Source organism: Pseudomonas sp. H3_A02, from assembly GCF_054671965.1.
The window spans coordinates 5,085,449-5,111,114 of sequence record NZ_CP162807.1; the positions used below are offsets into that span (position 1 = coordinate 5,085,449).

22 protein-coding genes and 1 pseudogene are annotated in these 25,666 nt (G+C 59.1%); 14 read left to right on the forward strand and 9 right to left on the reverse strand.

Going from position 1 to position 25,666, the window contains the following annotated elements; all coding sequences use genetic code 11:
- Window positions 1-53 precede the first annotated feature (53 nt).
- The 4 genes from AB4N80_RS22280 to AB4N80_RS22295 form a co-directional block, all read right to left on the reverse strand.
- Window positions 54-815, reverse strand: a complete 762-nt coding sequence (locus AB4N80_RS22280) for an SDR family oxidoreductase (RefSeq protein ID WP_460078854.1) — start codon at window positions 813-815, stop codon at window positions 54-56.
- Window positions 816-848: 33 nt separating this feature from the next.
- Window positions 849-1,676: an EamA family transporter gene (locus AB4N80_RS22285; RefSeq protein WP_460078857.1), complete on the reverse strand. Its 828-nt coding sequence runs from the start codon at window positions 1,674-1,676 to the stop codon at window positions 849-851.
- A gap of 68 nt (window positions 1,677-1,744) precedes the next feature.
- On the reverse strand, window positions 1,745-2,650 hold the full coding sequence (gene gcvA / locus AB4N80_RS22290) for a transcriptional regulator GcvA (RefSeq protein ID WP_122568330.1): 906 nt from the start codon (window positions 2,648-2,650) through the stop codon (window positions 1,745-1,747).
- A gap of 87 nt (window positions 2,651-2,737) precedes the next feature.
- On the reverse strand, window positions 2,738-3,310 hold the full coding sequence (locus tag AB4N80_RS22295) for a TetR/AcrR family transcriptional regulator (protein ID WP_122568426.1): 573 nt from the start codon (window positions 3,308-3,310) through the stop codon (window positions 2,738-2,740).
- A gap of 121 nt (window positions 3,311-3,431) precedes the next feature.
- Between AB4N80_RS22295 and AB4N80_RS22300 the strand changes: the two genes are divergently transcribed.
- The 5 genes from AB4N80_RS22300 (at window position 3,432) to AB4N80_RS22320 (ending at window position 9,320) form a co-directional block, all read left to right on the forward strand.
- Window positions 3,432-4,190 carry an SDR family oxidoreductase gene (locus AB4N80_RS22300; RefSeq protein WP_122568329.1) on the forward strand — a complete coding sequence of 253 codons (759 nt, stop codon included), beginning with the start codon at window positions 3,432-3,434 and terminating at the stop codon, window positions 4,188-4,190.
- Window positions 4,191-4,326: 136 nt separating this feature from the next.
- Window positions 4,327-5,061, forward strand: a complete 735-nt coding sequence (locus tag AB4N80_RS22305) for an NADPH-dependent F420 reductase (RefSeq protein WP_240998517.1) — start codon at window positions 4,327-4,329, stop codon at window positions 5,059-5,061.
- A 452-nt stretch (window positions 5,062-5,513) separates the two neighbouring features.
- Window positions 5,514-5,756 carry a hypothetical protein gene (locus tag AB4N80_RS22310; protein WP_122568328.1) on the forward strand — a complete coding sequence of 81 codons (243 nt, stop codon included), beginning with the start codon at window positions 5,514-5,516 and terminating at the stop codon, window positions 5,754-5,756.
- 171 nt (window positions 5,757-5,927) lie between these two features.
- Window positions 5,928-6,368 carry a hypothetical protein gene (locus AB4N80_RS22315; protein ID WP_122568327.1) on the forward strand — a complete coding sequence of 147 codons (441 nt, stop codon included), beginning with the start codon at window positions 5,928-5,930 and terminating at the stop codon, window positions 6,366-6,368.
- Between the two features lie 30 nt (window positions 6,369-6,398).
- Complete coding sequence (locus AB4N80_RS22320) at window positions 6,399-9,320, forward strand: DUF4132 domain-containing protein (protein WP_460078862.1); 2,922 nt, start codon at window positions 6,399-6,401, stop codon at window positions 9,318-9,320.
- Window positions 9,321-9,351: 31 nt separating this feature from the next.
- Here AB4N80_RS22320 and AB4N80_RS22325 read toward each other — a convergent pair whose 3' ends face one another.
- The gene (locus AB4N80_RS22325; protein ID WP_122568325.1) at window positions 9,352-10,266 is read right to left on the reverse strand and encodes a LysR substrate-binding domain-containing protein; all 915 of its coding nucleotides are present in this window, start codon (window positions 10,264-10,266) and stop codon (window positions 9,352-9,354) included.
- 185 nt (window positions 10,267-10,451) lie between these two features.
- Here AB4N80_RS22325 and AB4N80_RS22330 point away from each other — a divergent pair, with 185 nt between their 5' ends.
- The 7 genes and pseudogenes from AB4N80_RS22330 (at window position 10,452) to AB4N80_RS22360 (ending at window position 18,501) form a co-directional block, all read left to right on the forward strand.
- The gene (locus tag AB4N80_RS22330) at window positions 10,452-11,972 is read left to right on the forward strand and encodes an ABC transporter substrate-binding protein (RefSeq protein ID WP_122568324.1); all 1,521 of its coding nucleotides are present in this window, start codon (window positions 10,452-10,454) and stop codon (window positions 11,970-11,972) included.
- Window positions 11,973-12,077: 105 nt separating this feature from the next.
- The gene (locus AB4N80_RS22335; protein ID WP_122568323.1) at window positions 12,078-12,995 is read left to right on the forward strand and encodes an ABC transporter permease; all 918 of its coding nucleotides are present in this window, start codon (window positions 12,078-12,080) and stop codon (window positions 12,993-12,995) included.
- A gap of 9 nt (window positions 12,996-13,004) precedes the next feature.
- A pseudogene (locus AB4N80_RS22340) lies at window positions 13,005-13,906 on the forward strand (ABC transporter permease).
- A gap of 32 nt (window positions 13,907-13,938) precedes the next feature.
- Window positions 13,939-14,955 carry an ABC transporter ATP-binding protein gene (locus AB4N80_RS22345; protein ID WP_122568321.1) on the forward strand — a complete coding sequence of 339 codons (1,017 nt, stop codon included), beginning with the start codon at window positions 13,939-13,941 and terminating at the stop codon, window positions 14,953-14,955.
- On the forward strand, window positions 14,952-15,941 hold the full coding sequence (locus AB4N80_RS22350; RefSeq protein ID WP_122568320.1) for an ABC transporter ATP-binding protein: 990 nt from the start codon (window positions 14,952-14,954) through the stop codon (window positions 15,939-15,941). The genes AB4N80_RS22345 and AB4N80_RS22350 overlap by 4 nt, the downstream gene beginning before the upstream one ends.
- Window positions 15,938-17,362, forward strand: a complete 1,425-nt coding sequence (locus AB4N80_RS22355) for a M20 family metallopeptidase (RefSeq protein ID WP_460078868.1) — start codon at window positions 15,938-15,940, stop codon at window positions 17,360-17,362. The genes AB4N80_RS22350 and AB4N80_RS22355 overlap by 4 nt, the downstream gene beginning before the upstream one ends.
- Complete coding sequence (locus AB4N80_RS22360) at window positions 17,359-18,501, forward strand: M20 family metallopeptidase (RefSeq protein ID WP_460078870.1); 1,143 nt, start codon at window positions 17,359-17,361, stop codon at window positions 18,499-18,501. The genes AB4N80_RS22355 and AB4N80_RS22360 overlap by 4 nt, the downstream gene beginning before the upstream one ends.
- 907 nt (window positions 18,502-19,408) lie before the next feature.
- Here the strand turns inward: AB4N80_RS22360 and mdeB are convergent.
- The 4 genes from mdeB to AB4N80_RS22380 all read right to left on the reverse strand — a co-directional run bounded on the left by mdeB (window position 19,409) and on the right by AB4N80_RS22380 (window position 24,231).
- Window positions 19,409-22,108, reverse strand: coding sequence for an alpha-ketoglutarate dehydrogenase (gene mdeB, locus AB4N80_RS22365; protein WP_460078872.1), 2,700 nt, complete (start codon window positions 22,106-22,108; stop codon window positions 19,409-19,411).
- The gene (locus AB4N80_RS22370; RefSeq protein WP_122568316.1) at window positions 22,105-22,527 is read right to left on the reverse strand and encodes a hypothetical protein; all 423 of its coding nucleotides are present in this window, start codon (window positions 22,525-22,527) and stop codon (window positions 22,105-22,107) included. The genes mdeB and AB4N80_RS22370 overlap by 4 nt, the downstream gene beginning before the upstream one ends.
- Before the next feature lie 56 nt (window positions 22,528-22,583).
- Complete coding sequence (locus AB4N80_RS22375) at window positions 22,584-23,045, reverse strand: transketolase (RefSeq protein ID WP_460078875.1); 462 nt, start codon at window positions 23,043-23,045, stop codon at window positions 22,584-22,586.
- 169 nt (window positions 23,046-23,214) lie between these two features.
- Window positions 23,215-24,231: a 1-aminocyclopropane-1-carboxylate deaminase gene (locus AB4N80_RS22380; RefSeq protein ID WP_122568314.1), complete on the reverse strand. Its 1,017-nt coding sequence runs from the start codon at window positions 24,229-24,231 to the stop codon at window positions 23,215-23,217.
- Window positions 24,232-24,430: 199 nt separating this feature from the next.
- Between AB4N80_RS22380 and AB4N80_RS22385 the strand changes: the two genes are divergently transcribed.
- Together AB4N80_RS22385 and AB4N80_RS22390 are read left to right on the forward strand one after the other, a co-directional pair.
- The gene (locus AB4N80_RS22385; RefSeq protein WP_163006837.1) at window positions 24,431-24,940 is read left to right on the forward strand and encodes an Lrp/AsnC family transcriptional regulator; all 510 of its coding nucleotides are present in this window, start codon (window positions 24,431-24,433) and stop codon (window positions 24,938-24,940) included.
- Window positions 24,941-25,109: 169 nt separating this feature from the next.
- Window positions 25,110-25,628 (forward strand): transporter suffix domain-containing protein, encoded by a 519-nt coding sequence (locus AB4N80_RS22390; protein WP_305470589.1) that lies wholly within the window; start codon window positions 25,110-25,112, stop codon window positions 25,626-25,628.
- Window positions 25,629-25,666: the final 38 nt, after the last annotated feature.

Below are 25,666 nucleotides of genomic sequence, written 5' to 3' on the forward strand. Positions count from 1 at the left end.
ACACGGCATGACCGGTCGTGGGACAGCGGCAAAAGACGAACTTGACAGCCGCTCTACTTCCCTCCGGTCACATCCAGGAAGGTGCCCGTCACAAACGAAGCCTGCGACCCCGCCAACCAGAGAATGGCCCGCGCCACCTCCTCCGGCTGGCCACCGCGCCCCATAGGAATCGTATCCTTCATCCGCTCGACTCTTCCCGGCTCGCCCCCACTCGCATGCATCTCGGTATAGATATGCCCGGGTCGAACGCAGTTGACACGAATACCTTCCCGGGCCACTTCCTTGGCATAACCCGTCGTGAACGTTTCAACCGCCCCTTTGGACGCTGCGTAGTCCACGTATTCATTCGGGCTACCGAGGCGGGCTGACGCCGAGGAGATATTGATGACGGCACCGCCACGCCCGCCATAACGATAGGCCATGCGCCGAGTAGCGTGTTGCGCGCAGAGCATCGGGCCCAAGGTGTTGACTGCAAAGATTCGCTGCATGCGCTCGAAGCCCAGATCCTCCAAGCGCGATTGACGTGCCAATATCGAAGCATTGTTGACCAGCACATCGATTCGCCCGAAGCGCAGGTCCAGGGTGGCGAAGAGTTCGGCGACCTGTGCCGGGTCGGCGTTATCGGCACGTACCGCCAAGGCACGGCTTCCCTTGGCCTCGATTTGCGCGGCCACCGCCAACGCCGACGCCTCATTGGCGATGTAGGTCAGCAGGACGTTGTAACCTTGCTCGGCGGCCAGCAGGGCAGTCGCCGCGCCGATCCCGCGCCCGCCTCCGGTGATCAGGATCACGGGCTTTTGTGAACGGTCATTCATGGTCAATCCTCACAGCCAGATGAAAAAACAACGTCAGCCGATCACCCACGTACCGAGTGCAATGACGGCGCAGGCCAACAGCTTGCGTAAGGTCAATGCTTCGCCAAGAAACGCGTACCCGATCAAAGCGGCGAACATGACGCTGGTTTCTCGCAGGGCGGACACCGCCCCCATCGGTGCCTGGGCCATGGCATAGATCACGACGCCGTAGGCCAGCAATGAAACCAGCCCGCCAGCAGAGGCCACGGCGATACCTGGCCGCAGGGCAAAGAGGCTTTTGGCATCGCGCAGTCCGATATAAACCAGGGGCATCATCACGCCCCACAACAGGCACATCCAGGCGGTGTAGGCCATTGGCGCTCCGGACAGACGAACGCCGATGCCATCAACCACGCTGTAAGCGGCAATGAAACAACCGGTTCCCAGTGCGTAGGGCAAGTCAGGCAACGTCCGCCGGCGCCCGGTATAAGCCAGCGAGATGATTCCGGTCGACACCAACGCAATCCCCAGCAGTCCATTCGGCGCCATCCGCTCACCGGCGAACAGCGAAGCGGCCAGGACAATCAGGATCGGAGATACACCGCGGGCGATGGGGTAAGTCTGGCCCAGGTCTCCAGACTTGTAACTGCGCACCAGGAACAGGTTGTAACCCACGTGCAATACCGCGGAGAGCCCAACGCAGAACCAGCTTGCACGGGCGGGCGGCGCCAGCAGCGCGGCCACGATGACGCTCGCCAGGGCGATCGCCATGCACATGATGGTCATGGACCACAAACGGTCGGTGCCCCCGCGCAGCATGGCGTTCCAACTGGCGTGCAGCAGCGCGGCGAACAAGACGAGGCAGATGATGTGTAAGGGCATGCATCATCCTAGGCCGACCCACTAGCGCTATAAAAGCAAAGTATCTTCATCCCAGCATGATGAAAACCTCATGCATAAGTTTGCTGAGTGTCGACCGCCTGGGTCCCCAGCCAACGACGGAAGCTGGCGATATGAGGCTGAGTCTCGATCCCTGTGGGGCACACGAAGTAATACGCCAGAGGCGATGCGAACGGCAGTTCGAACAGCCTTTGAAGACGGCCGTCATTGAGCTCGGCTTCGACATGCCCGCTGCGCGCCAGCGCGATACCTTGCCCCAACAACGCCGCCTCAATGGTCATATTGGTGTCTGCGTAGCGAATGCTTTCCTTCAAGGTCGTAACCTCAACGCCCACTTGGGCAAACCACTGTTCCCATTTCGGCACCCGCGCTGCGCCATCACGGGTAAGCAGTGGATAGCGCAGCAATTCGGCGGCCGTTTGCGGCGTGCCAAAGCGCGCAAGCAACGCAGGGCTGGCGACCGGAAAAATCTGCTCGCGGAACAGAAACTCTGAAAACAGCGACGGGAAATGCCCGTTGCCCAGGCGAATAGCCACGTCCGGGTCTGTCGTCGAGAAGTTAATGGGGCTATCGGTGCTGTCCAGGGTGAGCAGGATTTGCGGATGCGCTTGCGCCAGATCAGGAAGCCGAGGCAGCAGCCACTTCAAGGCGAAAGAATAGGTCGTGCTGACGCTCAGCCGCTGCCGCCCGTTTTGCTCGCGTAAATCGGCCAAGGTGGCCTCGAGCTTCATGAAGAACTCACGCACGATGGGCGCAAGCGCTGCCCCTGCCGAGGTCAGGTGCAAAGAGTTACCACGATGAAACAGCTGCAATCCCCAGAGCTGTTCCAGGTGCTTGAGCTGGTGGCTTACCGCGCTCTGTGTGACGTGCAACTCCTCTGCCGCCGCAGTGAACGTGGCGTGCCGCGTGGCGGCTTCGAAGGCTCGCAGGCTTGAAGAAGGAGGAAGGTTTCGCATGATGTTCCCTTCTATGAGTAAACCCTCATGCTAGCGCCTTTGCCTCTGCCGTTGCAGGCAAGCTGTTCGCCGACCGCTAACTTAATGCTACGGGTTTCTCTCCTTCAGGCTTTCTGGACTGCCAGCACATAGGCCATCCATGACCAAGTCCATCAATCTGGCAAGACGTGGGCGCCATTCGCTCTGGGAATCTATTTGCCATATTCCGGCAGTGGCTAGAAAAAAGTCGTCGTGGGTAACCCCGCTACGAATCGTTCCAGCCTTTTCATTCGCCCTCAAAAGCGACTCGGCTGCCGCCTGGACGGGCGCGTATCCCGACTTCCCCGGGAACTCGTAAGTAGAGGCTGCCTGCCGTATCGCGGTCGCAAGTCCGGACTTTGTCATTGCGTATTCAACGAGGCAGTCCATCCATTCTCGCAGAGCCTCCTTAGGGGGTTTTGTGGCGAGCAGTTGTTCCGCCAACGAGGCCACTTGCTGCATTTCGAATTGGTAGACCTCGAATACCAGTTCCTCTCTGTTAGCGAAATGGCGATAAAACGTGCCCTGCCCCACGCCGGCTTTCTTCGCAATCGCGCTCAGCGGGACCGCAGGATCGAGTGTCAGCTCTGCCACTGCGACCTTCAGAATTCGTTCTCGGTTTTTCTTGGCGTCAGAACGCATCGCCAACTCGTCATTCCTGGGCAAAGTTTTTTCCTTCGCTGCATTGCAAAGCGGACAGTTGTCCGGTAATTTTTTAGCAAGTGGACATCTGTCCGCTTACGTACCCTTACCGGAGTTTACTATGAACAGCACTGGCAACACGATCCTGGTTACCGGCAGTACTTCAGGCATAGGCCTCGGCCTGGCACTCAGGCTTCACAAGGCGGGAAACAACGTCATCATCGCGGGACGTCGCAAGGCTCTGCTCGACAAGATCGTGTCGCAACATCCAGGTATTGAATCGGTATTGCTGGACGTCGCCGATCCACAATCCATCCAGCGCAGCTGCGAAGCGCTTGCGATCAGTCACCCGAATCTGAACGTTCTGATAAACAACGCTGGCATCATGCATTGGGAGGATCTGACCGATTCCCAATACCTGAGCACAGCCGAAGATATCGTGACAACAAACCTGCTTGGCACGATTCGCATGGTGTATGCCTTCACGCCCCAACTGATCAAGCAGCCTAGTGCAACGATCATCAATGTCAGTTCGGCTCTGGCATTCGTCCCACTGCCTGCGACACCGACCTACAGCGCAACCAAAGCAGCCGTTCATTCATTCACTCAAAGTCTTCGCGTGCAGTTGGAAGACTCGTCAGTCGAGGTAATCGAGCTTGCGCCACCGGGTGTGCGCACCACGTTGCTTGGGCAGGAAAATGACGAACACGCCATGCCTTTGGACGAGTTCTTGAATGAAATCTTCGAACTGCTTGAGATCACCCCGACCCCACGGGAACTTGTCGTCGAACGTGCCAAGCCATTGCGGCTTGCTGAAGCGAACGGTGACCATGATGAGATACTGAACATGCTGGCCGGATACAAAGCACCTGCAGAATGAGGCTAACCGGATCTCGGCACAACGCTTTGCATGGGCACCGGCACCATCACGCCGTTTTTGAAGAGGCTGGAACTGCTTGGCGTTGTGACTCGAACGCGTGACTGAATAGTTGTTGATAGGCGAGGAGGTCTTTGAAATGAAAATCGGAATTATCGGTGCAGGCAACATCGGGGCTACCCTGGCCCGTAAGCTCGCTGCACACGGCCATGAAGTTAAACTGGCAAACTCGAAGGGCCCTCAGAGCCTCCAGAACCTTGCCAACGAAATCGGTGTACAGCCGGTGACCAAGGAAGAGGCGGTGTCCGAGGTGGACGTTGTTATTCTCTCGATCCCCTTCGCGAAATACCCTGATCTCAAGGAGACGTTGAGTCATGTTCCCGAGAAAGTCGTCGTCATTGACACATCCAATTACTATCCAGCACGTGACGGGGCAATCAAGGAAGTAGATGACGGCAAGCCCGAGAGTGTCTGGGTAAGCGAGCAGATTGGCCGCCCGATCATCAAGGCATGGAACGCCGTCCTCGCAGCGACGCTTGCCGACAAAGGCCAACCCACCGTGTCTTCAACGCGCATCGCCTTACCTGTAGCTGGGGATGACGCCAATGCCGAGGCAATCGCGCAGGATCTTGTCGAGGATACCGGTTTCACCGCGCTCGCCGCTGGTAGCCTTGAGGGCTCATGGCGCCAGCAACCTGGTACACCTGCGTACTGCACCGAACTCACGTTGCCGGAGCTAAAATCAGCCTTATGTGCCGCTGACAAAACGAAGGCACCTCAAAATCGGGACGCACTTCTGGCCAAGTTCATGGCTTCTGGCAGTCAGTTCACACATGAGCAAATTGTTGCAACGAATCGTGCAATGACTGCCTGACTGCCTGACTGCCTGACTGCCTGACTGCCTGATCAGGCATCACTATTCCACACCCCCCTGCAATAAAAGCCACGATGGGTTGCACTGCCTGACCCGGTCCCCCTGTGGGAGCGAGCTTGCTCGCGATGGCGGTGGGTCAGCTTGCAGTGATGTTGGATGTGCCGACGCTATCGCGAGCAAGCTCGGCTCCCACAGGGGTTCTCGGGGGCTCATGGCCCCCCGTTTTACCCTCCCCTCAGCACTCGGATGACGCCAAGTTATTGGCACAAAAAGCCATGAAATAAAAATATATTAATACAGTGACGGTTTCCCGACACACGGTACCAACGTGCCATTGCTGGCGATTTAAATCCAAGCTCATCATCCGCAGGCAACCTCCCGCTAAACGTTTAGGCCAGCCGACCTGGACTACAGGATGTAATCACTCGCATCGCGCAAGGGAGCATACCGAGATGATGACTGTTTATTTTGTTGTGATGACGATCTGCAGTGGCATCGAAGGCTGTATCGAGGAACGAAAACCAGGGCCTACCTTTGCTACCAGGGCAATGTGCATGGAAACGGCCAGGGTCATGGCGCCGCGCAAAGGTGTGAAGTTCAAATGTCGCAGCGAACGTATGTGGGTGGTCGATGAGACGCCGCCAGTAGAAGGTTACGGCAAAATTGTCTCCACCAAGAGCACAGTCCAGCCTTAGCGTTATGCTTTTTTCGCCGACAACAAAAGTTCACCGGCAGCTCGGCAGTGGGAGGCTGACCGGCGAATAACGTAAATGTGAAAAGAGAACGCTGCGCGGTGAAGTTTATTGCACACCGGGATATGCTAAGGCGCCATCCGCCCGGCTGGCCTGGCTTGCAAGGAATGCGTCATGGAGTTCGTGGTTCATAGCTATTGCCTGAAAGGCGCACGCCAAGAGCCTTTGCTGCCCCCTGTCACCCTGACCCCGACTACGTTGACCTTGACGGTCGCCGAGCTCATTCGCCAGACCGTTGCCGAACAGATCGCCGCGCTGTCGGTCCAGCACTGGCTGGAACAAGCGGCGCTGCGTGAAATGCTCGACCGCCAATACTTGAGCGAGCGGGATGTTCTTCAGCAAGCCCATGAAGGCGCGGTGGTCATGCCTCAGGCCAGCGCACCTCCCGACCTGGATGTCGGCACTGAAGTCGAGCGAGCCTTGAAGGGTTTTGAAACCCGTGCCTTCCGCGTTCTGCACAACGGGGTAATGCTGCAAAGACTCGATGAGACAATCGAATTGAGTCCTCCTTCCACCCTCGCGTTTATCCGCCTGGTGCCGCTGCTCGGCGGTTGATCCTCGTCACTCTCTTCCTCGGATACCCTCATGCAATCACGCCGTCCTGTGCCCGAACAAGCCACACGCCTCGCTGCGCTGCGCGCATTCTGTGACAGAGCGTTGGATGACTACCCCGAGCTCAGCCACTATGACGAATTCGAGCCCGATTTTTGGGACGGCATCGACGTCCTGCGCATCGCCGATGATTGGGTCAGGCAGCATCCAGAGGATGGGCCCAAGGCACTGGCTGATGGTTTTGTGTTCCCGACCGTTTGGGACGATCTGGAGGACCGCCGCGATCAACAGCGTTATGGCCTGCAATATCGACTCTGCGACGCGTGGATCACGGCGCACCCGGATGCCTACGCGCTGGAGCAGATCGGGGCGCGGCTGCAGCACATGCTGCAATTTGCCTTCGAAGACAGTGACTATCCATTGCCCACTGATGAAGATGGCCCTGCCTATTACCGAAGAAGTCCGGACCAGGCCTGGGCCTTCCCCGACGTTCAGGCCTGCATCAGTCGCCTGAGCGATTATCCGCCCACCCCGCCCTGGCAGACTTTCGCCGAATGGTTGCTGGACGGCAGCTGGAACCGCGTGCAGCCCCCTTCCCCAGCTGATGAAGAACAAAGGAAAATCGCCGACGCGTACATCTACGTGCACAAGGAAATCGAGCGCATCGCTCTGGGCCTGCTGGAAGCGGGCCGCCTCGATTACCCGCGCTTCGTCCGGGCGGCCAATACCTGGGGCCGCGCCATGATGTTCTATTCGGACGCCGCCGGGCTGGACAGCGATGATGTGGACCTGACTCGGTACGCCGATGAAGATTTCGACGAGGACGATTCAAACAACGAGGCCCCGAAAGACATCGATGATGAGCCGTCCCAGAGTGATGACATCCCCACTGAAGAACCCGCTGCAGTGCCCCCTGAACTAGCGGACTTCACCGTTCGTTACGTCGAGGATGCCCTGGCTGGATTGCCCGATAACGCCGAGAGGCTGGCTGACACCTTCCGCTCGGTCGAGGTGTATCACACCCGTTGGTTGTTGCAGGCCTTGTCGGTCATCGAACGACTGGGCATGACACCGGATGACTTCGACAGCTTCGGCTACACGGCTGCGGTGCTCCAACCCTTCCTATCGCTTCAGCAATTGCCCAAGCACCAATCGGCAGAGCTGCTCGCGGCGTTGTCCGGCTTTTCAAGAAATACCCTGCTCACCGCCCTGCCCTACGCCGGACAAGCCAGCCGAGTGGTGCTCGACGCGCTCGGTTGGAGTGATCTGCAAGCCTTCCAGCGTGAATACCTGAACATTGCCCTGGCACCTCGGTCCGGCTGGGGCACCGACCTGCCCAATACATTGGATGAAACCGTGGGCGTGGTGGACCGCTACCTGCTGGACAAGGCGCTGGCCGAGGCCGACCCAGGCCACCTGCGCGAGTACCTCGCGGCGCTCGAACCCTCGCACTGGGCGTTTCCCGAGACGCGTGTACTGCTCGACGCCTACCAGGGCATCGGTCGAGCGGCGCTGGAAAAGAAGTTGACCCGCCATGCACAGCCGGCCATACGCATCTATGGCTTGCTGCCCGTCACGGGGCCGGACGACGTACGCCAGCGCTACCTGACGCTCAAGAAACTGCACAAAGAGGTGCGTAAATACGGCGCTCAGCGACAGGCCAACTCCCACGCAGCAGTGCAGGCAGGCCTGGAAAACCTCGCGCGTGTCGCCGGCTACCCCTCGGCGATTCGCCTGGAATGGGCCATGGAATCGGAGATCGCCGAATCCGCCGTGACGGCCGCTTCCATCGATGGCTATGACGTCACACTCATCATCGACGGTTTGTCGCCCACATTGCACATCTGCAAAGCCGGCAAGACGCTCAAAACCGCACCGCCTGCAATTCGCAAGCACGCAGACTTCGTCGCCCTCAAGACGCAGCAGACCCAGCTCAAGGAGCAGATCGCCCGCTTCTGCCGCACCCTGGAAGCGATGATGAGCAGCGGCGAAACCCTGGCGCTGGACGACCTGAAGCCGCTGTTGAAAATGCCCGCGGTTCGTCTGCTGCTCGAACAACTGATCATGCAGGCCGACGACGCTGCGCTGGGCTGGCTCGATGCCGCAACGCTGACGGTGACTGACCTTGAAGGCCGCCAACACGTCGTTGAAAAGAACCTGCGTATCGCTCACCCTTTTCATCTGTTCACGGCAGGACAACTGTCGGCCTGGCAAAAAAGCGTGGTGACCCATCGCCGGGTGCAGCCGTTCAAACAAGCCTTTCGCGAGTTGTACCTGCTCACCCCTGCCGAGCGAGACACCGGCCTGTGGTCCAACCGATTTGCCGGCCACCGCCTGAAAGGCAAAGTCGCCGCCCGGTTGCTGCAGGTCCGCAACTGGTCGACTTCAAGCGTCGAGGACATCTATTACGAGAGCAAAGAGCACGGCATTTACGCCCAGTTCAACTTTCTGGATACCGGTCATTACCTCTCGGAAACGGAACACTTTACCTTCGACACGATTGCGTTCCACCGCGACCAGAAAGCCCTTCCCCTTGAGCAAGTACCATCGCTGCTGTTCTCGGAAGTCATGCGCGACGCCGACCTGCTCGTCTCCGTGGCCCACGCCGCAGACGACTACAGCACCAGCCACGAAACCGTGCAACGCCGCGCCGAACTGGTCGGCGAGTTGATCCAAGGGCTAGGGTTGCAAAACGTCAGATGCGAAGGGCATTTTCTGCACATTAGCGGCCAGCGTGCGAACTACCGTATTCACCTGGGCAGCGCCGCCATCCATATCGAACCCGGCAACTACCTGTGCATCGTGCCCGCAGGCAGCAACGTCACGGCGTTCTACCTGCCGTTCGCCGACACCGACAGGAAAATGGCCGAGGTGCTGAGCAAGATGTTTCTGTTGCTGGACGACATGAACATCACTGACAGCCTGATACTGGAACAGATACAGCGCAGCGGCTGATGTTCAAACAGTGAAAACACATTCACCGAACTCAACGCTTCGCTTTCGCCAGATCCGCAATCAGAAAATCCCTGAATGCACACACCGCTGCCGGTAAATTGCGGCCAGCCATGCTTTGCAGTTCGATGCGGCGTGCCTGCATGCCTTCGTCAAGGATCGGCACGCATTGCAGGACCTTGTCCGCCACCTGCTTTTGCAAGGTCATTTCGCTGGCCAGGCTGATAACGCCTTCTTCGCGGACGAAGCTATAGAGCGCCGCAACGTAATTGGTGGTCAACACCGGGTCGAACAACAACCCCTGGACACCGCAACAGATGTCGAATAGCTGCCGTATCGTGGTGTCGGCCTTGGGTAACGCAATGGGCCAGGGCTGCAGCTCAGCGAGGCTGACCGCCTCACGCCCGGCCAAGGGATGGGAATTGGCGACCACGGCAAAAATCGCCCCGCTCAGGACATGTTCGACCTTGATTTCCCTTTGCGGCGTCAGGCTGAAGGTCATCGCCAGATCGGCTTCGCCGGAACGCACCTTCTCGGTCGCTTCGGCCGGCGCGCAGACCTCCAACGTGAAATGAATGCCCTGATACTCACGCCTAAACGCGCTGATGCTCCTGGGCATGTATTCCAGTGCAAACCCTTCCGAGCAGGCAACGTGCACATGGCCCCGCTGCAAACCATGCAGCTCGGTAATCTCCAGCACCACCTGCTCGGCCTCAAGCTGCGACTTGCGCGCATAGGCCGCCAGGCGCGCCCCCGCCTCGCTGAGCACCATGCCTCGGGCACGACGCTCGAACAGGCTGGCGTCCAGAGCCAACTCGAGCTTGGCAATTTGTCGGCTCACCGCTGAGGCTGCGACATTCAGGCGCATCGAGGCTTCGCTGATCGATCCGCATCGCGCGACTTCCAGAAAATAACGCAGTGCCGTGGACTGCACACCATACAGCTGCATCGGCGCCCCCAGGAATTGCCTTTTCGGCAACGCAAGTATCGAAATATTATTCTTGTGGCATTGATAGCCTTTCCCTACATTCGTGTCTAGACCAAAAAAACATGACCTGAGCTTCTCACCCTCCTTTACGCATTTGCGATTCGCTGCCCTTTGATTCAACCACTCTCGCCAACGGAGACGACGGCATGGGCATCAAAGGTTTCGCCTGCAGCATTGCGCTGACAGGCCTCATCAGCAGTTTTCCGGCGCATGCCGGTAAAGCCAACGACACCCTGGTTTACGCTTCCGACAGCGAGCCTGAAAACATCAGCCCCTATCACAACGATTTGCGCGAAGGGGTGATTCTCGGCCGGCTGATCTGGGACAACCTGATCTATCGCGATCCCAACAGCGGCGAATACAAACCCATGTTGGCCACCCGCTGGACCCAGGTCGACGACACCACCCTCGACTTTGAGCTGCGCAAAGGCGTCAAATTTCACAACGGCGACGCCTTCACCGCCGACGACGTGGTGTTCACCCTCAACTACGTGGTGTCGCCCGAAGCGAAAGTCGTTACCGTGCAAAACGTAGACTGGATCAAGAGCGCCGAAAAAACCGGTGACTACAGCGTCCGCCTGCATCTGAAAAAACCTTTCCCTCCGGCACTGGAATACCTGTCCAACGCCGTTCCGATGTACCCCAAGCAGTACTTCGAGAAGGTCGGCCTGGCCGAATTCAGCCGCAAGCCAATCGGTACCGGGCCGTATAAAGCCGTATCGGTGGTGGCTGGCGAAGGCGTGACCATGGAAATCAACAAGGACTACTTTCCAGACAGCCCACAAGGCAAGCCCCATATCGGTCACCTCAAGTTCCGGGTGATTCCGGATGCGGAAACCCGCCTGGCCGAGTTGATGACCGAGGGTGTCGACTGGACCTGGCGAGTGACCTCGGATCAGGCCGTCGACCTTAAAGGTATGCCGAACCTGACCGTGACCAGCGGCGAAACCATGCGCATCGGCTTCCTGATTCTTGATGCTCGAGGCACCTCCACTGAAAACTCGCCGATGAAGCACCTCAAGGTGCGTCAAGCCATCAACCATGCGATCAACCGCAATGCGCTCGCCACGCAATTGGTGGGGGGCGAAGCCAAGCCCTTGCAGGTTGCCTGTTATCCAGGCCAATTCGGCTGCGACACCTCCGCGGCCACGGTCTACAACTACGACCCGGCCAAGGCCAAGGCGTTGCTCGCCGAAGCCGGTTACCCCAATGGCTTCGAGACAGAAATCTTCGCTTATCGCGACCGTGATTACGTCGAAGCCATCATCGGCAACCTGCGTGCCGTGGGCATCAACGCCAAGTTGCGCTACCTGAAGTACGCGGCCCTGCGCGATCAACAACGTGGCGGCAAGGTGCCCATGTCGTTTCAGGCCTGGGGCTCGTTCTCGATCCTCGACACCTCGGCGTCGGCCGGCACCTGGTTCAAGGGCAACCCGGACGACAACATCAAAGACCCACAAGTCCAGGGCTGGTTGCAGACCGCTGACAACGCCCTCGACCCGCAATTGCGCAAGGACAACTACCGCAAGGCGTTGCAGCGCATCAGCGAACAGGCGTACTGGGCGCCGCTGTTCAACTACTCGATGAACTACGCCTACACCTCCGAATTGGCGTTCACGCCCTATCCGGATGAACTGCCGCGTTTCGTTCAGTCCAGCTGGAAGTAATCCGCCACCGAGCGGATTGATCGAGAGGTGCCGTGGCTTGCGGGCTCACCCGCACCACGGACACGTCCTCACACCTGTCATCCATTGGATATGAGGAAACTTGCCATGCTTGGATTCCTTTTGCGCCGTCTGGGCATCGCTGTTTGCGTCGCCATTACCGTGTCGGTGATCAGCTTTTCTCTGTTGCATCTGTCCGGCGACCTGGCCACGGCCATTGGCGGACCGGAAGCCACCAGCGAACAGATCGAACAAATCCGCGTGCAATACGGTTTGAACAAACCGCTACCGACCCAGTACTTCAACTGGCTGGGCGACTTGCTACGGCTGGACCTGGGCAACTCTTTTTTCTTTCAGGAGTCGGTCTACAACCTTGTCGCCAGCCGATTGCCAATTACTCTCGGGTTAGGTGCCCTGGCGCTGGGCATCGCCTTGCTGGTGGCGATCCCACTGGGCGTGCTGGCCGCAGTCAAACGCGACACCTGGGTCGACCGACTGGCCTTGAGCATTGCGGTACTGGGTCAGGCAATGCCCAGCTTCTGGTTTGCGCTGATGTTGATCGTGGTATTCGCGGTGACGCTCAAGTGGCTGCCGGTGTCCGGCAACTCAACCCTGCTGCACTTCGTCATGCCGGCCATTGCCTTGGGCTACTACGCGACGCCGGCAATCATGCGCCTGACCCGTGCAGGCATGCTTGATGTGCTCAGTTCCGATTACATCCGCACGGCCCGCGCCAAGGGCCTGCGCCCTGCCCGCGTGTTGTTCAAGCACGCACTGCGCAACGCCTTGATTCCGGTCGTCGCGCTGGCGGCGGTGGAGTTTGGCTTCATGCTCGGCGGTTCGGTGGTGATCGAAACCGTGTTCTCCCTGCAAGGCATCGGACAACTCGCCTGGGACGCCATCGCCCGTGACGACTTTCCAGTCGTACAGGCCGTGGTCCTGCTGATTGCGGTGATCTACATCATCCTTACCTTGCTGGCCGATGTGCTCAACGCACTGCTCGACCCGCGCATTCGCGTGCGCTAGGAGGTTTACATGAGCACCCCAACGACCCTCACAATCAATGACTACCTGCCCCCCCCAGCAGCCTGAGCCGAGTACTTGGCAAGAGCTTTCGTCATCGTGGTTTCGCCATCGGCACGGTGTTGTTGCTGATCATCTTCACCGGCGCACTCTTCGCCCCGTGGCTGGCGCCTTATGACCCTTATGCGCAGGACGTGATGCTGCGTATGAAACCGCCGGCATGGATGGCCAACGGCACCTGGGAATACGTGCTGGGAACCGACAAGCTGGGCCGTGATTACCTGTCACGACTGCTCTACGGCGCACGTATCTCACTGTTCATCGGCATCGCGGCGGCGCTTATTTCCGGCTTTATCGGCACGGTCATGGGGCTGTTGGCGGGTTACTACGGCGGCAAGGTCGATGCGTTCATCAGCTACCTGATCACCACTCGGCTGGCGATGCCCGTCGTGATGGTCGCGCTGGCCTCGGCCTCGTTGATGGGCGGCTCGCTGAAAGTGGTGATCGTGCTGCTCGGCTGCCTGCTCTGGGATCGCTTCGCGGTGGTGGTCAGGGCTTCGGTGCAACAGATTCGCGATGCTGAATATGTGGCCTCGGCCCAGGCGCTGGGTTGCTCGACCCTGCGCATTCTGGTCAGTGAAATCCTGCCCAACCTGGTCGGCGCGCTGATCGTCGTCGCGACGCTGGAAATGGCCCACGCGATCCTGCTGGAGTCGGCCCTGTCATTCCTCGGGGTGGGTGTGCAGCCGCCGACGCCGTCCTGGGGTTTGATGATCGCTGAAGGCAAACCCTACATGTTCTTTTCCCCGTGGGTCATCGCCATTCCCGGCGTCGCCCTGATGATTCTGGTGCTGGGCATCAACCTGGTCGGCGATGGCCTGCGCGATCTGATCCTGCCCGACGGCCGCAACTGATCGACGGCCGTAACTAATTGAAGGTACCGAACATGGCACTACTCCATGTAGAAAACCTGCGCGTGGATATCCCCATGGGCAACAGCCCGACGCCGGATGACATGCTGCATGCAGTGCGCGGCCTGACCTTTGAAGTCGAGCGCGGTGAAATGTTGTGCATCGTCGGCGAATCCGGCTGCGGTAAATCCTTGACGTCGCTGGCGCTGATGGACCTGTTGCCACGCAAAGCCAAACGCACGGCGTCCCGGCTGATGCTGGACGGTATCGACATGATCGGCCAGAGCGAACGGCACATGTGCGACCTGCGCGGCAACCGTCTGGCGATGATCTTCCAGGAACCGATGACCTCGCTGAACCCGGCCTACAGCATTGGCGATCAACTCAGCGAAGTGCTGACCCGGCATCGCAAGGTGTCGCGCAAGGATGCCCTGCTTCACGCCGGACGGATGCTGGAGAAAGTCGGTATCAGCAATGCCACCGAGCGCTTGCGTCAGTATCCGCATCAACTGTCTGGCGGTTTGCGCCAGCGGGTGATCATTGCCATGGCGTTGATGTGCGAACCGGACCTGATCATCGCCGATGAGCCCACCACCGCATTGGACGTAACCATTCAAGCGCAGATCCTGCGTTTGATTCGCGACATTCAGAAGGAACTCGGCCTGGCGGTGATCTTCATCACTCACGACCTGGGGCTGGTGGCACGAATCGCCGATCGGGTCGCCGTGATGTATGCCGGGGAAATCGTCGAGACCGCCCCTGCCCTGCAACTGTTCGAGAACCCGCAGCATCCGTACACCCGTGGTCTGCTGGCCAGTATTCCAATCCCTGGCCAGACCAAACCGGGTGAGGCCCTGGGTTCGATTCCAGGCCTGGTGCCAAGCCTGGTCGGCGAACAGCAAGGGTGTGCGTTCCGCAATCGTTGTGGTCAAGCGATACCGGCCTGCGCGCAAGACATCCCCGAAGTCGAGCAGGACGGACACATGGCGCGCTGCCTGTTCGCCGCACCGGCCCCGGCACCGATTCGCCTTCTGGAGCGCGCAAGGTCATGAAAAAAGAAATCACGTTGGAGCTGTGTGACATCCGTCGCGAGTTTCGGATCAACCAAGGCTTTTTCAAACCCGCCGCCATCCTGAAAGCCGTGGATGGCGTTTCCCTGCGTCTGATGCGTGGCGAGACCCTCGGTCTGGTCGGTGAGTCCGGTTGCGGAAAAAGTACCCTGGCAAAGCTACTGCTCGGTCTGTTGCCGCCTACCAGCGGCGATGTGCTGGTCAATGGCAAGCATCTGGCGGCGACGGATCGCAAGGCGATGTCCCGGCACATTCAGCCGATATTCCAGGACCCGTATTCCTCGCTGAACCCACGCAAGACGCTGCGCGAAATCATTACCCTGCCGCTGATCGTGCATGACATCGGCAGCCCCGCCGAGCGGCGCAAGAAGACCGAAGCGATGCTTGATGTGGTCGGCCTGCCCAAGCGGGTCATCGACAGCTACCCGAGTCAGTTGTCCGGTGGACAACGCCAGCGGGTCGCGATCGCACGGGCGCTGATCATGCGACCCGATGTGTTGATCTGCGACGAACCCACCTCGGCGCTGGACGTGTCGGTGCAGGCGCAGATTCTCAACCTGCTGCAAGACCTCAAGCGCGAATTCGGCCTGACCTATCTGCTGATCAGCCACAACCTCGCGGTCATCGAACACCTCGCCGACCGGGTAGCGGTGATGTACCTGGGGCGCATCGTCGAAGAACGTACGCGCGAATCGTTGTTCGCCGAACCCGGCCACCCTTATACCCGCGCCTTGCTGGATTCGGTGCTCACGCCCGATCCGCGTCTGGGCATTCCCGATATCGGCCTGCACGGCACCTTTCCCAATCCGATGTCACCGCCGTCCGGTTGCGCTTTTCACCCGCGCTGCCCGAGCTGCTTCGCACCGTGCAAAACGGCCTACCCGGCCAATGATTCAATTATCGGCGGCAACGTGCGTTGCCACCTTCACGACAATCCTGCCCAAACACTGGAGCTTGTCCACTCATGAGTCGTTCATTGGCAATCAGCAACACCACCGCGCAATTCGACAACGGTGCCTTTTTCAATCTGCTCGAACGCAGCGTCGCCTTGCACACCGAAAGCCAGGCAACGGACAGCCAGCCCGAGTTGTATCGCTACCTCAATGACTTCATCACCCCGCATGTCGAGGCGATGGGCTTCAGCGTCAAGATCTATGACAACCCGGTGGCAGAGCGTGGCCCCTTCATGATCGCCACGCGCATCGAGCATCCCGAACTGCCGACGGTACTGAGCTACGGTCACGGTGATGTGGTGCGGGGCTATGAAGCCCAATGGCGTGAAGGCCTATCACCGTGGCAAGTCACGGTCGAAGGCGATCGCTGGTACGGCCGCGGCACAGCGGATAACAAAGGCCAGCACCTGATCAACCTGACCGCGCTGGAGCAAACGCTCAAGGCTCGCGACGGCAAGCTGGGCTTTAACGTCAAACTGCTGCTGGAAATGGGCGAAGAAGAAGGCTCGCCGGGCTTGAACGCGTTCTGTACCGCCCACAGCGAAGCGCTCGCGGCGGATATTTTCATCGCCTCGGACGGCCCGCGCCTGGCGGCCTCACGACCGACGATTTTTCTCGGCTCACGCGGGGTGTTCAACTTCGAGCTGGTGGTCAATTTGCGCGAAGGCGCCCATCACTCTGGCAACTGGGGCGGGTTGCTGGCCAACCCCGGGATCATTCTGGCCAATGCCATCGCGAGCATGGTCGATGAACACGGCCGGGTGAAAGTGGCAGGCCTGCAGCCCGAGACATTGCCAGAGCCGGTGCGCCAGGCTCTGGCCGATATTGAAGTGGGTGGCGGGCCGGGCGATCCGCAAATCGACGCCAACTGGGGTAACCCGCAGCTCTCGCTGAGCGAAAAGGTGTTCGGCTGGAACACCCTTGACGTCATCGCCTTCAAGACCGGCAACCCGGACGCCCCCGTGCATGCGATCCCCGGCAAGGCCAATGCCCATTGCCATATCCGCTTCGTGGTGAACAGTGACTACAGGACCTTCATCCCGGCTGTGCGTGCCCACCTGGACGCCCATGGCTTCAGCAATGTCGAGGTCAAGCAAAGCCGCATCGATGTGATGCATGCCACTCGGCTGGACCCGCAAAGCCCGTGGGTCAATTGGGCACTCAACTCCCTGACACAGACCACCGGCAAAAAACCTGCGCTGCTGCCAAACCTCGGGGGCTCGCTGCCCAACGACGTGTTCGCGGACGTGCTCGGCCTGCCAACGTTGTGGGTGCCGCACTCGTACCCGGCCTGCTCACAACATGCGCCGAACGAGCACTTGCTGGCACCGGTGGTCAAGGAAAGCCTGCAAATCATGGCCGGGCTATTCTGGGATCTGGGCAACGACGCGGCACGCCTGACTCAGGAACATCAGTTACGGGAGCAGGCGCAATGAGCGCCACGCCACAACAGGCGCTGGACTGGCTTGCCGGCCAGCGCGACGCCATGGAATCGCTGCTACAGCGTATCGTTGACACCGACTCCAACAGCTATGACAAGGCGGGCGTCGACGCGGTGGGCGCGCTGCTCGCGGAAGAACTGGAAGCCGACGGCATTCTGCTCCAGCGCATGCCGGTCGATGGTTTTGGCGACGTGATGCTCGCCGAAGTGCCAGGCGCCTCTGGAAAGCCAGTGCTGTTGCTGGGCCATCGCGACACGGTGTTCCCCAAAGGCACTACCACGACGCGCGGCTACAGCTGCGATGGCAACCTCGCCTATGGCCCCGGCGTCGCCGACATGAAAGGCGGCCTGGTGCTCAATTGCTTCGCGCTCAAGGCACTCAAGCGCGCCGGTCAGTTGCCCTATCCGGTGCAGGTCCTGTACACCGGTGACGAAGAAATCGGCTCCGGCAGCGCCAGAACCCATATCGAAAAAGCCGCCCGTGGCGCGCGTGCCGTGCTCAATACCGAACCCGGCCGGGCCAGCGGCAATGTGGTCAGCGCACGCAAAGGCGGCGCCACGCTGATCATCGAAGTCAGCGGCCGCGCGGCGCATGCCGGGGTCAATCATGCCGACGGCGCCAGTGCCATCGAAGCCCTGGCACGCAAGATCGTCAAGCTCCACGCCTTGACCGATTACGCGGCAGGCATCACCACTAACGTTGGCCTGATATCCGGTGGCACGTCCAGCAACACCGTCGCGCCTAGCGCCTCTGGCCGGCTGGACGTTCGCTTCATCGAACTCAAGCACTGGGATCAAATCCTTACCGCGATCCTGGCCATCGTCGCGGAAGAAGAACTGATCGGCACCCGCGCCATCGTCAAGGAAGCGACCACCTTTCTGCCGATGGAGGCCTGTCACAGCGAACGGCTGCTGCACCTCTACCAACAAAAAGCCCTGGCACTGGGTTTCAGCGTTGAGGGCGAGTTCACCGGTGGTTGTGCCGACTCTGGATTCACTGCCAGCCTGGGTATTCCGACGCTGTGTGGTCTTGGGCCGGTGGGTGGCAAGGTCCATACCGATCGTGAGTATCTGGAACTGGATACGCTGGTGCCTCGGGCTCTGGCGTTGGTGGCGACCATTCTGGCTGTTTGAGGTAATGGGGCTCGCCTTTTTCAGGATGGTAGTGTGTATATCCGTTGCTGCGGTAACGGCTGCTTAGGGTTCCGCCCTTACGGCGGGTCACTTTTGAAGAGCGCAAAAGTAACCAAAACGCTTTTGCCCCACCACTTGGTGCCTCGCCTAGGCTCGGCATGCCCTCACTCCGGCATTGCTCCGTGGGCCCGCCGCGAAGGGCCATCCATGGCCCAGCGCGGCTATCCCGGCATCCATGCCGGGATGCCCACTCCACAATGCCTGCGTTCGGCCAGCGTGGTTTAACGGGGCGTCCAGATCAAGATCCAAAGCAAAGCAAAGCAAAGCAAAGCAAAGCAAAGCAAGAGCGGTGGCATATCCAGCATCCATGTGGCTGAGCACCGCTATCGCGAGCAAGCTCGCTCCCACATGGGATCTTCTGCAGCAACAAAACTCATGTACACCGAAAACCCACTGTGGGAGCGAGCTTGCTCGCGATGACGCCGGCACATCCAACATCACCGCAAACTGACACACCGCCTTCGCGAGCAAGCCCGCTCCCACATCCCACAGGAGAAACGCGGTCCCATCAAGAACCAGGTCGGCTATCAGGCCGCCTCGTGGTGGACGTTGATCTCGGACGCCCCGTTAACCACGATGGCTGAACGAAGGTGTTGCGTAGTGGGCACCTCGGCATGGATGCCGAGGTAGCCGCGCTGGGCCATGGATGGCCCTTCGCGGCGGGCCCACGGAGCAATGCCTTCGTTCAGGCATGCCGAGCCTAGGCGAGGCACCGAGTGGTGGGGCAAAAGCGTTTTGGTTACTTTTGACTGGGCCGGCTTCCGGGCTCTTCAAAAGTGACCCGCTGTAAAAGCGGAACCATAAGCAGCCGTTACCGCAGCAACGGATATACACACCAACCCTGAAATCAAGCATCCCAAGGGACTACCGCGTCAACGTCAATGGCATAACGCTCAATAGCCTCGGCACAGACACTGGCGTCCAGACGCCCCTCATGCACCAATGCAGTCAGCGCACTCAAGACAATCTGGTGGCGATCCACTTCGAAGAACCTGCGCAACTGGTCGCGGGTATCGCTACGGCCAAACCCGTCGGTCCCGAGTACCGTGTACCGGACATCAAGATAACTGGCGATCAACTGCGGCAAGGCGCGAACGTAGTCCGTGCAGGCAATGATCGGCGTCGAGTCGTTGAGCGACGCCTGCAAATGGCTGCAGCGCAAAGGTTGTCCAGGATGCAATCGATTCCAGCGCTCCACTTCCCGGGCATCACGTGCCAACTCGGTGAAGCTGGTCACGCTCCAGACCTGACTGTCGATACCCCAATCGCTCGCCAGCAACTCGGCGGCGGCAATCACTTCACGCAGGATGGCGCCGGAACCCAACAACTGAACACGCCCACGCGCCCCCTCGACTTCATACCGGGCGAACCGATACATGCCTTGGATAATGGCCTGTTCGACGCCTTCAGGAAGGTTGGGCTGCGGGTAGTTCTCGTTCATCAAGGTGACGTAATAAAACTCGTCCACCTGACGCTCCAGCATCTGGCGCATGCCGTGATCCAGGATCACCGCGAACTCGCCGGCGAATGCCGGATCGTAAGCCCGGCAATTGGGGACCATCGCCGCCATTAGATGACTGTTGCCGTCCTGGTGCTGCAGACCTTCGCCCCCCAATGTCGTGCGGCCTGCGGTGGCCCCGAGCAGAAAACCGCGGGCCCGTTGATCCGCCGCCGCCCAGATCAGGTCGCCGATGCGCTGGAAGCCGAACATCGAGTAATAGATGTAGAACGGCAGCATCGGCAAACCATGTACCGAATAGCTGGTCGCCGCCGCAACCCAGGAACTGATCGCCCCTGCCTCGCTGATGCCCTCTTCGAGAATCTGGCCGTCCAGCGCTTCCCGATAGCTCAGGATCGAACCGATGTCTTCCGGCTCATATCGCTGCCCCACGCTGGAGTAAATGCCGATCTGCTTGAACAGGCTGGCCATGCCGAACGTACGCGCTTCATCCGCCACGATCGGCACAATGCGCGGGCCCAGTTGTTTGTCCCGCAGCAAACCACTGAGCATTCGAACGAACGCCATGGTGGTGGACATTTCCTTGCCTTGGGCACCGATGGCAAACCCGCCATAGCTACTGACGTCAGGCACCGCCAATGGTTCGGCAGTCGAAGGGCGCGATGGCATGTACCCACCCAATGCACGACGACGCTCATGCAGATAGCGCATTTCAGCACTGTCTTCAGCGGGTTTGAAGAAGCTCAACGAGGCGGCCTGTTCATCGGTCAACGGCAGGTTGAAACGATTGCGGAACGCAATCAGCGCCTCCCTGTCGAGCTTCTTCTGCTGGTGCACGGTCATCTTGCCCTGCCCTGCATCGCCCATGCCGAAGCCCTTCTTGGTCTGCGCCAGAATCACAGTGGGTTTGTTGCCTTCGAGCAGCGCGCTTTGATAGGCGGCGAAGATCTTCACCATGTCGTGACCGCCACGCTTCAGGCGGTCGATCTGTTCATCAGTCAGGCCCTGTGCCAACTGCGCCAACGCCTCGTTCTGGCCAAAGAAATGATCACGGTTAAAGCGCCCGTCTTTTGCCGCAAACGTCTGGAACTGCCCATCGACGGTGCTGGATAACGCCTTGACCAGTGCGCCATCTGTATCGCGCGCAAACAAACTGTCCCAGTCGGACCCCCAAACCAGTTTGATGACGTTCCAGCCTGCACCACCAAACAACGCCTCCAACTCGTCGACGATGCGACCATTGCCACGCACCGGCCCGTCCAGCCGTTGCAGGTTGCAATTGACCACCCAGACCAGATTATCCAGCCCTTCCCGGGCGGCCACCGTCAGTGCCGACATGCTTTCCGGCTCATCCATTTCCCCGTCGCCAAACACGCCCCAGACGGTTCGCCCGGCGTTGTCTTGCAGGCCGCGATGCTCCAGGTAACGCATGAAACGCGCCTGGTAGATCGAGCTGATCGGACCAATGCCCATGGAGCCCGTCGGAAACTGCCAGAAGTCCGGCATCAACCAAGGATGCGGGTAACTCGACAACCCTCGGGCCCCCTTGGCGCGTGCGCCGATCTCTTGGCGATAATGCAGCAGGTCCTGTTCTTCCAGGCGTCCCTCGAGGAACGCCCGAGCATAGACCCCTGGCGCCGAGTGCGGCTGATAGAACACCAGATCGCCACCGCGCCTTTCGGTTCGCGCTTTGAAGAAATGGTTGAAGCCTACTTCGAACAAATCCGCCGCGCTGGCATAACTGGCGATATGGCCGCCCAATTCGCCATAGGCGTGGTTGGCCCTGGCAACCATGGCCAACGCATTCCAGCGCATGATCGAGGCCAGCCGCTCTTCGATGGCCAGGTCCCCTGGAAATACCGGCTGGCGCTCGACACCGATGGTATTGATGTAAGGCGTGCCATGGCTGGGCCGCCAACCGAGGTCCGAGGCGCTTGCCACCGCCACTAGCATGTCGAGGATCTGCTTGGCCTGTGCCGTGCCGCTATGGGCGATAACCGACAGCAAGGCGTCCCGCCACTCAGCAACTTCTTGAGCATCTTCAGTGCTCTGGCCCGGCCATTGGGCATGAATATCGGACAGGTTCATGGGCATCTCCTGCAAATGTCGGGCAACGCTTCAAGGTGGCGCGAATAGCTCAATCGGGCGAGTTTTTTGACGTGCTCTACCGCATCAATGACGGAGCGCTCGGCCCAGTTGCCTTGCCCTATCTGGTAGATGCACGGATGGCCAATGGAAAGATTGTTTAACAGATACTCCTCAAGTACACCGCAAACGAGAAAGCTGTAATCACACCCCGTTACGTGTACTTCAACACACCTGTCAGTCCCGATATCCGGAGGTTCAACCTGCACCAGTGCAATATTGTCAAAACAGCTAAAGCCATGATGCATCAGATCAATATGATCACTGTCCATTGCGGACACTACGACAACGATGTGCGTACAGTTCGAAGGCTCACGCATCCACTTCATGGTTTTAGAACCACAGTCGGCAGATCGGCTCATGGGTTTGGCCTTTCTATTTGGGTAATCGATTCAGCCATGAATGGCGATGACTTTTGTCAGCTGAAACAGCGTTCCTGCAACCCGCTTTTCACCAGTGTCCGCGTCACCGATAAAATCTCTTCCACCTGTTTATCGATCGCTGCATGGGAGGCTGCGTCTCCCAGTTTGAGGACACGCAGTGGGTGACCGCAGACTGATCCCAGCCAGGTGAAACGGGGTATCGGGCTGGCTTCGACATCCAGTAAAAAACAGCCTTTGGATACGCCGTGCAGCAGTTGGCCGGCCCGGCAGGTGGTCGCCGGCGCCGACGCTATTGGGTTGGACCCAAATTGCAGCCAGTCGAGCATAAACGCCCTGGATTGCTGGACCACCAGATAAGCAACCTGGTCCCAGTCGTCGATCTCCATATGCAACTGGTCAATCATGTATTTGGGCAAAGCGGCGCTGGTCACGATGACGACCCGGGTATCGGCCAGCGGTTCTTTCACCCAGATTGCAGACTGCGATATCGCATGCATGGTGGTACTCCCGGCGTGATTCGTGAGCCTGGCTGACATAATCCCTTATGGGAGCGAGCTTGCTCGCGATAGCGATTGTCAGTTACTTCTGTAGACACTGAACCAACGCAATCGCGAGCAAGCTCGCTCCCACAGGGGCTCCCACAGGAAACTCCAAGCAGTTCTACGCTTAGCCGTTACGAAACAGGAAGCTGTAGGCATTCAGCGCCGGTGCTCCACCCAAGTGTGCGTAAAGCACTTTGGAACCTTCGGGAAATTCACCACGACGCACCATTTCAATCATGCCATGCATCGATTTACCTTCGTACACCGGATCTGTCAGCACCCCTTCAAGGCTGCCGCACAGTCGGATGGCTTCCAACGTACCTTCGTTGGGCAAGCCATATTCCGGGTAGGCGAAACGCGTATCGAGCACCACATCCTCTTCCGTAATCTCGCGACCCAGCTCCACCAGCTCAGCCGTGTGCCGGGCGATGCGCAGGATCTGTGCCTTGGTCTGTTCCGGCTTGGCCGAAGCATCAATACCAATCACATGCTTGGAACGACCGTCAGCCGCGAAACCGACAACCATGCCCGCCTGCGTACTACCGGTCACCGAGCAGACCACGATGTAATCAAACTTGAAGCCCAGTTCTTTTTCCTGCTGCCGTACTTCTTCGGCAAAGCCGACGAAACCGAGGCCGCCATACGGGTGCTCGGAACAACCCGCCGGAATCGGAAACGGTTTGCCGCCCTGCTCCACGACATCGCTCATGGCCTTTTCCCAACTTGGCCGGATACCAATATCGAAACCTGCTGCGTCAAGCCGCACGTCAGCGCCCATGATCCGCGACATCTCGATGTTGCCTACCCGGTCATACACCGCGTCGGAATAGTTCACCCAATTTTCCTGCACCAATACGCACTTCATGCCCAGGTGGGCAGCGACCGCAGCGACCTGGCGAGTCTGGTTCGATTGAATGCCACCGATGGAAACCAGCGTATCGCAGCCTTGCTCGAGCGCTTCGGGAATGAGGTATTCGAGCTTGCGTGTCTTGTTCCCACCAAAGGCCAGGCCACTGTTGCAGTCTTCACGTTTGGCATACAGCTCCACCTTGCCCCCCAGATGTTTACTGAGGCGCTTCAAAGGCGTGATGGGAGAAGGACCAAAGGTCAACGGATAACGTTCAAAACGATTCAGGTTCATGACTCTGCTCCTTGATATGGGATATCCAAGCGCCAGACCGAAAGGGAAAAGACCGCATTCCAGGCTCTTTCCGGAGGGGCTTCGATGAGTTCAATATTAAGAAGAATTCGAAAAATATGTGTTGCAAGTTTCCATCAATTGGAAAAACATAATTTCCATGAAGGCACATCAAACATACTTTTAATGCGTGGAATTCAATATGAGAGCAACAAACGCTCACAAGAACCCGGGCGCTACGGTCCCGGTGCCGCATCCACTGGATCGAACCGACCGCGCTATTCTCAAGGTCCTGCAACGGGATGCCTCCATCTCCAACGTGGCGCTCGCAGAGAAGGTGAAACTGAGTGCCCCGGCCTGCCTCAGGCGCGTCGAACGACTCAAGCAGGTCGGCCTGATCAAGAACATCGTCGCACTGCTGGACAATGAAGCGCTGGATGCGGGGATGGTGGTCTTGATCGGTGTAGTGCTGGACCGCTCCACACCGGAATCCTTCGCCGCATTCGAGGCGGCCGCGCAAAAAGTGTCCGGCTGCATGGAGTGCCATGTGGTGACGGGGGAGTTCGACTACTTCATGTTGCTGCGCACCAAGGACAGCAACAGTTTCAACCGGCTCCACGCGGAGCAATTGCTTTACCTGCCTGGGGTTCGTCAGATTCGCTCGTTCATGGGGTTGCGCCAGGTCTTGTCGACAACCCACATCCCCCTTTGAGGCTCCACTCAGGTCGCCTTGACCCACAGCCTCAGCGCCAACCTTTTTGTAATGGATTGGGGCAGGCGCAGAAAAACTGACACGACTGAATGCGTTGGCAATCCAGCTGCTAAGCTCAATTTCGCTCCAGACCACAACCAATAACAATGTTAAAGAAAGGTAAGGCAGCATGGCCACGGCACAGTCTCCGGCAACGTCCGCGAAATGGCGCTTCAAGTTAGGCATCGCCATTCTTTGTCTAATGCTCACGTTGTGGTTGTTGGTGCCGCTGGCCGCGGCCGCGGATGTACCCCGCGCCACCATCGCGGCGATCACCGGCGCCCTGTTCATCATCAACAAGGTGCTGTTGCTGCTGGTCATCGCCGTGATGGGCAAGGCGGGTTTTCAAGAGCTCAAGCAGCATGTGTTCAGCTATGTGTCAGGCCTTGTGCCCAGCGCTGAACAGGAGGTCAGCGTCACCCGCCACCGGATTGGCCTGGTGATGTTCTGCTTGCCGCTGGTGTGCTCCTTTCTCGAACCCTATGTCGATACCCTCGCGCCCGGTCTGCGCCCCAATAGCTGGGCATTACAACTGCTCGGCGATGCACTGCTGGTTGGCAGCTTCTTCGTACTGGGTGGCAATTTCTGGGAGAAATTGCGCGCGCTGTTTATCCGCACCGCACGGGTCACGGCCACTGACCCGGTCTGAGCCAACGCCCCGGATCGCCTCTCCCCGGCGCGCTGCCA

Coding starts and splice junctions, on each gene's coding strand:
- AB4N80_RS22355 (WP_460078868.1), top strand. CDS start 15,938: ATGAGTCGTTCATTGGCAATCAGCAACACCACCGCGCAATTCGACAAC.
- gcvA (WP_122568330.1), bottom strand. CDS start 2,650: ATGCGAAACCTTCCTCCTTCTTCAAGCCTGCGAGCCTTCGAAGCCGCC.
- AB4N80_RS22350 (WP_122568320.1), top strand. CDS start 14,952: ATGAAAAAAGAAATCACGTTGGAGCTGTGTGACATCCGTCGCGAGTTT.
- AB4N80_RS22370 (WP_122568316.1), bottom strand. CDS start 22,527: ATGAGCCGATCTGCCGACTGTGGTTCTAAAACCATGAAGTGGATGCGT.
- mdeB (WP_460078872.1), bottom strand. CDS start 22,108: ATGAACCTGTCCGATATTCATGCCCAATGGCCGGGCCAGAGCACTGAA.
- AB4N80_RS22380 (WP_122568314.1), bottom strand. CDS start 24,231: ATGAACCTGAATCGTTTTGAACGTTATCCGTTGACCTTTGGTCCTTCT.
- AB4N80_RS22325 (WP_122568325.1), bottom strand. CDS start 10,266: ATGCAGCTGTATGGTGTGCAGTCCACGGCACTGCGTTATTTTCTGGAA.
- AB4N80_RS22345 (WP_122568321.1), top strand. CDS start 13,939: ATGGCACTACTCCATGTAGAAAACCTGCGCGTGGATATCCCCATGGGC.
- AB4N80_RS22315 (WP_122568327.1), top strand. CDS start 5,928: ATGGAGTTCGTGGTTCATAGCTATTGCCTGAAAGGCGCACGCCAAGAG.
- AB4N80_RS22285 (WP_460078857.1), bottom strand. CDS start 1,676: ATGCCCTTACACATCATCTGCCTCGTCTTGTTCGCCGCGCTGCTGCAC.
- AB4N80_RS22385 (WP_163006837.1), top strand. CDS start 24,431: ATGAGAGCAACAAACGCTCACAAGAACCCGGGCGCTACGGTCCCGGTG.
- AB4N80_RS22310 (WP_122568328.1), top strand. CDS start 5,514: ATGATGACTGTTTATTTTGTTGTGATGACGATCTGCAGTGGCATCGAA.
- AB4N80_RS22390 (WP_305470589.1), top strand. CDS start 25,110: ATGGCCACGGCACAGTCTCCGGCAACGTCCGCGAAATGGCGCTTCAAG.
- AB4N80_RS22330 (WP_122568324.1), top strand. CDS start 10,452: ATGGGCATCAAAGGTTTCGCCTGCAGCATTGCGCTGACAGGCCTCATC.
- AB4N80_RS22360 (WP_460078870.1), top strand. CDS start 17,359: ATGAGCGCCACGCCACAACAGGCGCTGGACTGGCTTGCCGGCCAGCGC.
- AB4N80_RS22300 (WP_122568329.1), top strand. CDS start 3,432: ATGAACAGCACTGGCAACACGATCCTGGTTACCGGCAGTACTTCAGGC.
- AB4N80_RS22335 (WP_122568323.1), top strand. CDS start 12,078: ATGCTTGGATTCCTTTTGCGCCGTCTGGGCATCGCTGTTTGCGTCGCC.
- AB4N80_RS22305 (WP_240998517.1), top strand. CDS start 4,327: ATGAAAATCGGAATTATCGGTGCAGGCAACATCGGGGCTACCCTGGCC.
- AB4N80_RS22280 (WP_460078854.1), bottom strand. CDS start 815: ATGAATGACCGTTCACAAAAGCCCGTGATCCTGATCACCGGAGGCGGG.
- AB4N80_RS22375 (WP_460078875.1), bottom strand. CDS start 23,045: ATGCATGCGATATCGCAGTCTGCAATCTGGGTGAAAGAACCGCTGGCC.
- AB4N80_RS22295 (WP_122568426.1), bottom strand. CDS start 3,310: ATGCGTTCTGACGCCAAGAAAAACCGAGAACGAATTCTGAAGGTCGCA.
- AB4N80_RS22320 (WP_460078862.1), top strand. CDS start 6,399: ATGCAATCACGCCGTCCTGTGCCCGAACAAGCCACACGCCTCGCTGCG.